Annotated in this window: 5 protein-coding genes and 1 pseudogene; 4 read left to right on the top strand and 2 right to left on the bottom strand. The window is 69.4% G+C overall.

Features of this window, described 5'->3' with window-relative positions:
- Positions 1-157, bottom strand: a pseudogene (locus FV223_RS31870) (2-octaprenyl-6-methoxyphenyl hydroxylase); the annotation flags it as partial.
- Positions 158-335: 178 nt separating this feature from the next.
- Between FV223_RS31870 and tesB the strand changes: the two are divergent.
- The 4 genes from tesB (at position 336) to FV223_RS17275 (ending at position 5196) form a co-directional block, all read left to right on the top strand.
- Entirely contained in the window at positions 336-1226 is an 891-nt protein-coding gene (gene tesB / locus FV223_RS17260; RefSeq protein ID WP_147728183.1) for an acyl-CoA thioesterase II, read from the top strand.
- A gap of 307 nt (positions 1227-1533) precedes the next feature.
- Entirely contained in the window at positions 1534-1872 is a 339-nt protein-coding gene (locus FV223_RS17265) for a P-II family nitrogen regulator (protein ID WP_147728184.1), read from the top strand.
- An 86-nt stretch (positions 1873-1958) separates the two neighbouring features.
- Positions 1959-3464: an ammonium transporter gene (locus FV223_RS17270; RefSeq protein ID WP_147728185.1), complete on the top strand. Its 1506-nt coding sequence runs from the start codon at positions 1959-1961 to the stop codon at positions 3462-3464.
- A gap of 454 nt (positions 3465-3918) precedes the next feature.
- Positions 3919-5196, top strand: a complete 1278-nt coding sequence (locus FV223_RS17275; protein WP_147728186.1) for an outer membrane beta-barrel protein — start codon at positions 3919-3921, stop codon at positions 5194-5196.
- Between the two features lie 121 nt (positions 5197-5317).
- On the opposite strand, the gene FV223_RS17280 is transcribed toward FV223_RS17275, so the two are convergent.
- On the bottom strand, positions 5318-6422 hold a 1105-nt coding region (locus tag FV223_RS17280), incomplete at its 5' end, for a phosphoserine transaminase (RefSeq protein ID WP_147728187.1).

Consider the following 6422-nt stretch of genomic DNA (forward strand, 5'->3'; position numbering starts at 1 on the left):
GCCGCTCGGCCGCGCGCGGAAGGCCCGGATCGCAGACCGTGACGGCGAGCGCGTCGCCGTGCGCCTGGCTCAGCGCCAGGGCCAGCGACAGGCCCGGGATGCCTGCGCCCGCGAGCAGCAGGTGGCGGCTGCCCGGGCGGGTCGTCGAACCCCTCATCGCCTCGTCCTCATCGTTCCCTCGCGCGAGGAAGTGACACCGCTTCCGCCCGCAGGCAACGCGCGGGCTCGTCCGGCGGGCGCAGGGAAGCGCGGTCGCACCGCGAGCCCGATGGCGAGGCAGGCCGCGCGGATGCTATGGCGGACGCCTCCTCGCCCCGAAAGCCCGCCGCACAGCCATGCCGACCGATCCCGTCCCGCCGACCGATTCCGGCATCGTCGCCGAGCTTCTCGCCATCCTCGACCTCGAGCGGCTGGAGACCGACCTGTTCCGCGGCGTCAGCCCGCGGAACGGCTGGAAGCGGGTGTTCGGCGGGCAGGTGGTGGGTCAGGCGCTGGTCGCCGCGACCCGGACGGTGCCGAGCGCCCGCGCGCCGCACTCGCTCCACGCCTACTTCCTGCTCGGCGGCGACCCGAGCGTCCCGATCGTCTACGAGGTCGAGCGCATCCGCGACGGGCAGAGCTTCACCACGCGCCGGGTCAAGGCGATCCAGCACGGGCGCGCGATCTTCGCGATGACCGCCTCGTACCAGGTGACGGAAGCCGGCCACGCCCACCAGGCGGCGATGCCCGACGCGCCGCCCCCGGAATCGCTGCCCGACACCAAGTCCCTGCTCGCCAGGGGCATGCCCGGCATCCCCGCGGCGGTGGCCGGCTATTTCGGCCGTCCGCGCCCGATCGAGCTGAAGCCGGTCGACCTGCGACGCTATCTCGAAGGCGGGCCGCAGGCGCCGCTGTGCAACGTCTGGCTGCGCGCGGCCTCGCAGCTCCCCGACGATCCGGCGATCCACCAGGCGGTGCTCGCCTACGCGTCCGACATGACGCTGCTCGATGCCACGCTGATCGTCCACGGGCGCTCGGTGTTCGATGCCGACATCCAGTCGGCGAGCCTCGACCACGCCCTGTGGTTCCACCGCCCGTTCCGGGCCGACGAGTGGCTGCTCTACGCCCAGGACAGCCCCAATTCCGCCGGCGCGCGGGGGTTCGCCCGCGGCCAGATCTTCGCGCGCGACGGGACGCTGGTGGCGTCGGTGGCGCAGGAGGGCCTGATCCGCCCGCGGCCGGCCTAGTTTGGCGTCAAACCGCCGGCAGGCCGCCGCACGCGCCGAATTACTGCGCTTCTGATGAGCATTTGCCCGTTTTGTGTGCGATTACTGCTCAGCTTGAGCCCGTCCCGGCGCCAGTTCGCGACCAAAGCGTGTGCATCCGGCGGTCGCGTGAAAAGGTTCCCAAAAAGTTCGGCGCTGGCATAGTCCTTGAATGAGGGCCCGGCGATCGCGGGGTCATTCGGATCCTGCGCGACCATCCTGGACCGGAACCCCCTGCCGAGCGTCGGCTGCGGCACACGGTTCCCAACCCACGCAGGGGGCGCCAAGCATGAAGATCGTGATGGCCATCATCAAGCCGTTCAAGCTGGAGGAGGTGCGCGACGCACTGACCGGCATCGGCGTGCACGGCCTGACGGTGACCGAGGTCAAGGGCTACGGCCGCCAGAAGGGCCACACCGAGATCTACCGCGGCGCGGAATACGCCGTGAGCTTCCTGCCCAAGCTGAAGATCGAGGTCGCGGTCGCCGCCGACCTGACCAGCACGGTGATCGACGCCATCGCGGGCGCCGCCCGCACCGGCCAGATCGGCGACGGCAAGATCTTCGTCATGCCGCTGGAGAAGGCCGTCCGGATCCGCACCGGCGAGACCGACGCCGACGCGCTCTGAGCCGGCCCGCGAGGGCCGCCGCCCTCACCACCCATTTCTGCCTCGCAACAATCCTGACAGCACCGCGACCCGGGAGTCTCGTGTCCATGAAACTTCGCAACGCCCTCGCGCTCGGACTGGGAGGGGCCGCGCTCGCCCTGGTCCTCGTCGAGCCGTCCCTCGCGCAGACGCCGGTGCCGGAAGCGGCCTCGGCGCCCGCGCCCGTCGCCCTGGTGCCCAACAAGGGCGACACCTCCTGGATGCTGATCTCGTCGGCCCTCGTGCTGATGATGAGCGTGCCGGGCCTGGCGCTGTTCTACGGCGGCCTCGTGCGCACCAAGAACATGCTCTCCGTCCTGACCCAGGTCTTCGCGATCGTCTCGATCGTCTGCCTGCTGTGGGTGTTCTACGGCTACAGCCTCGCCTTCACCAACGGCGGCACCATCAACGACTTCGTCGGCGGCTTCTCGAAGGCGTTCCTGAAGGGCGTTGACCCGAACTCGACCGTCGCCACCTTCTCCAACGGCGTCGTCATCCCGGAATACGTCTACATCTGCTTCCAGATGACGTTCGCGATGATCACCCCGGCCCTCATCGTCGGCGCCTTCGCCGAGCGGATGAAGTTCTCGGCGCTCGTGGTGTTCACCATCCTCTGGGTGACGCTGATCTACTTCCCGATGGCGCACATGGTCTGGTACTGGGGCGGCCCGGACGCGGTCGGCAACGCCGCCAAGGCGCTCGCCATGGCGACCGACGACGCGGCCAAGAAGACCGCGCAGGACGCGCTCGACGCCGTCAACGCCGATGCGGGCTTCCTGTTCAAGAAGGGCGCCCTCGACTTCGCCGGCGGCACCGTCGTGCACATCAACGCGGGCATCGCCGGCTTCGTCGGCTGCCTGATGCTCGGCAAGCGCATCGGCTACGGCCGTGACCTGCTCGCCCCGCACTCGCTGACCATGACCATGATCGGCGCCTCGCTGCTCTGGGTCGGCTGGTTCGGCTTCAACGCCGGTTCCAACCTCGAGTCGAACGGCACCACGGCGCTCGCCATGATCAACACCTTCGTCGCGACCGCGGCGGCGGCGGTCTCCTGGCTGTTCGTGGAGTGGGCGATGAAGGGCAAGCCGTCGCTGCTCGGCATGGTCTCCGGCGCCATCGCCGGCCTCGTCGCCGTCACCCCGGCCTCGGGCTTCGCCGGCCCGATGGGCTCGATCGTCCTCGGCCTCGTCGCCGGCGGCGTCTGCTTCGTGATGTGCTCCACCGTGAAGAACGCGATCGGCTACGACGACTCGCTCGACGTGTTCGGCGTCCACTGCATCGGCGGCATCCTCGGCGCCCTGGCGACGGGCATCCTGGTGGATCCGAAGCTCGGCGGCGTCGGCATCCCCGACTACGCGACCAAGCCCGGCGAGATGGTTCTCGGCACCTACGACATGATGAGCCAGTTCATCATCCAGGCCGAGGCCGTCGGCCTCACCCTGCTGTGGTCGGGCATCGGCTCGGCGATCCTGTACAAGCTCGTCGACCTGACGATCGGCCTGCGCGTGACCCAGGACGAGGAGCGCGAGGGCCTCGACATCGCCGATCACGGCGAGCGCGCCTACAATTACTGATCCATCGACGTCCCCGTGACGCCGACGAAGCCCCGGTGCCCCGCACCGGGGCTTCTTTCGTGACGGCCATCCCCGAGGCGGTCGCGGGGCAGCGGTCGGGGGATCCGGTCCTTCGTCCGGAGGCGTCTCGAACCAAGCCGATGCGTGCAACGTGTCCCGAGGCTCGCGACCAAGTCCAGGATCAGTCCTCGATCGTCGAGCGATTCGCCGATGCAGTCGATCCGGCCCGGTCCGGCGGCGCTTGGTAACGATCCGTTAACGAAGACGCACGGAATTCCGGATGATCCACGCCGGATGGGCCGACTGGTTGTGGTGCGACGGCAACACATCTTGAGCTTGGGGCGGCTGCGGCCGCGATTGCCCGTTTCGTAGGCAATTGCCCGAAAGTTGTTTTTGCGGAGGGTGGGAACTTTCGGCACCTTGGCCGCAGCAAAAAACAAACGGGGCTCGGACTATGACCTTGAAGCTGTTCCTCCAGGGCGCCACGGCGTCGATCGCCACGCTGCTCTGCGTCGGACAGGTGTCGGCCGCCGACCTGTCGGCCAAGCCCGCTCCGCCCCCGGTCCCCGAGGCCTGCAAGGTCGCGATCACCTTCCCGGCCTACGGCGGCGTCATCAAGCAGAACCCGAACCCGAGCTGCTTCACCATCGGCGGCATCGGCGAGATCTACGTCGGCGGCGCGGTGACCGGCTACGCCTACACGCAGACCAACCCGTTCAACACCGCGGTCACGCCGCCCGGCGTTCCCGCCGACCGCGCCGGGCGCGTCGACTTCTCGAACCTGCAGGGCTTCATCCAGAAGGCCGACGGCCCGTTCCAGTTCTACGTCGCGGTCGGCGCCTACACGATCCCCGGCCTCGGCGCGCCGATCTACAGCGCCTTCGACCAGACCGACCTGCTCTTCACCCCGGTCTCGATCGCGTTCGGCAAGTACCAGATCAACGACGAGTGGTCGCTCCAGGGCGGCCGCATGCCGACCAACATCGGCTCGGAGCTGCCGTTCACCTTCCAGAACCTGAACATCTCCCGCGGCCTGCTGTTCAACCAGGAGAACGTGATCAACCAGGGCGTCCAGGTGAACTACGCCAGCGGCCCGTGGGCGGCCTCGCTGGCGGCGACCGACGGGTTCTTCTCGGGTGAGCTCAACTGGATCACCGGCCTGATCACCTACAAGATCGACGACGCCAACACGATCGGCATCAACGGCGGCACGCACTTCAGCAGCTTCAATTCCGGCCTGCAGAGCCTGCGCTTCCAGTACGCCACGCCCCTGTCGCTGCAGAACAGCAGCATCATCAGCCTGAACTACACCTACTCGGCCGGCCCCTGGATCGTGACGCCCTACATCCAGTACACCAACGTCGAGCGCAACGCCGCCCTCGGGCTCAACGGCGCCGAGACCTTCGGCGGCGCGATCCTCGCGAGCTACGCCTTCACCGACAACTTCGCCCTGGCCGGCCGCTTCGAGTACATCGCCCAGAGCGGAAACCGCTTGAGCCTGTTCCCCGACACCTCCGTCCTCTACGGCGCCGGCAGCGAGGCGCTCTCCTTCACCGTCACGCCGACCTTCACCTTCGGCCAGTACTTCCTCCGCGGCGAGTACTCGCGGGTCGAGCTCTACGACATCACCCGCGGCAGCCTGGCGGCCGGCACCCTCGGCACCGGCTTCGGCCGCACCGGCAACCGCACCTCGCAGGACCGCTACATGGTCGAGACCGGCATCACCTTCTGATCCCGGCAGCCTGCGGGGCCGTCCTCACGGTCCCGCATCCACCACGCCAACGAAAACGGGCGGCCCGATCGGGCCGCCCGTTTTCGTTGGCGCGCTGCCGGGTGGCGCGCGGGCCGCGTTCCTACGCCGCCTGCGTCAGGGCCGCCTTCTCCCGGGCGAAGGCCCAGTCGAGCCAGGGCGTCAGCGCCTCGAGGTCGCTCCGCTCCACCGTGCCGCCGCACCAGATGCGCAGGCCGGGCGGCGCGTCGCGGTAGGCGCCGATGTCGAGGGCCACGCCCTCGCGCTCCAGCATCTCGACGATGCCCTTGGCCACGCGCTCCACCACCGCGTCGCCCAGCGCCAGCACGTCGGCATCGGCGATGACGAGGCACACGCCGGTGTTGGAATACGTCGCCGGGTCGACCGCGAGGTTGGCGATCCAGGGCGTGCGCGCGACCCAGTCGTGGATCACCCGCGCGTTGCCGTCCGCCCGCGCATGCAGGGCGTCGAGCCCGCCGAGGTCCTGCGCCCAGGCCAGCGTGTCGAGGTAGTCCTCGACCGCGAGCATGGAGGGCGTGTTGATGGTGTCGCCGGAGAAGATCCCCTCGATCAGCTTTCCGCCCTTGGTCAGGCGGAACACCTTCGGCAGCGGCCAGGCCGGGACGTGGCTCTCGAGGCGGGCGACGGCGCGGGGCGAGAGCACCAGCATGCCGTGCGCCGCCTCGCCGCCCATCACCTTCTGCCAGGAGAAGGTCATCACATCGAGCTTGTCCCAGTCGAGCGCCTGGGCGAAGGCGGCCGAGGTCGCGTCGCAGATCGTCAGCCCCTCGCGGTCGGCGGCGATCCAGTCGCCGTTCGGCACCTTCACCCCGGCGGCGGTGCCGTTCCAGGTGAAAACCACGTCGTTGTGCTTCGTGTCGATCGCCGACAGGTCGGGCAGCACGCCGTAGGGCGTCTGGTGGATGCGCGGGCTGATCTTGAGCTGCCTCAACGCGTCGGTGACCCACTCCGAGCCGAACGCCTCCCAGGCCGCCACCTCCACGGTCCGCGGCCCGAGCATCGACCACATCGCCATCTCGACGGCGCCGGTGTCGGAGGCCGGGACGATGCCGATGCGGTAGTCGGCCGGCACGCGCAGCACGTCGCGGGTCAGGTCGATCGCCCGGCGGAGCTTGGCCTTGCCGGCGACCGAGCGATGCGAGCGGCCGAGCGGCGCGTCGGCCAGGGCCGCCGGGGTCCAGCCGGGG

Origin of the sequence: Methylobacterium sp. WL116 (assembly GCF_008039455.1) — a bacterium.
Lineage (GTDB): Bacteria > Pseudomonadota > Alphaproteobacteria > Rhizobiales > Beijerinckiaceae > Methylobacterium.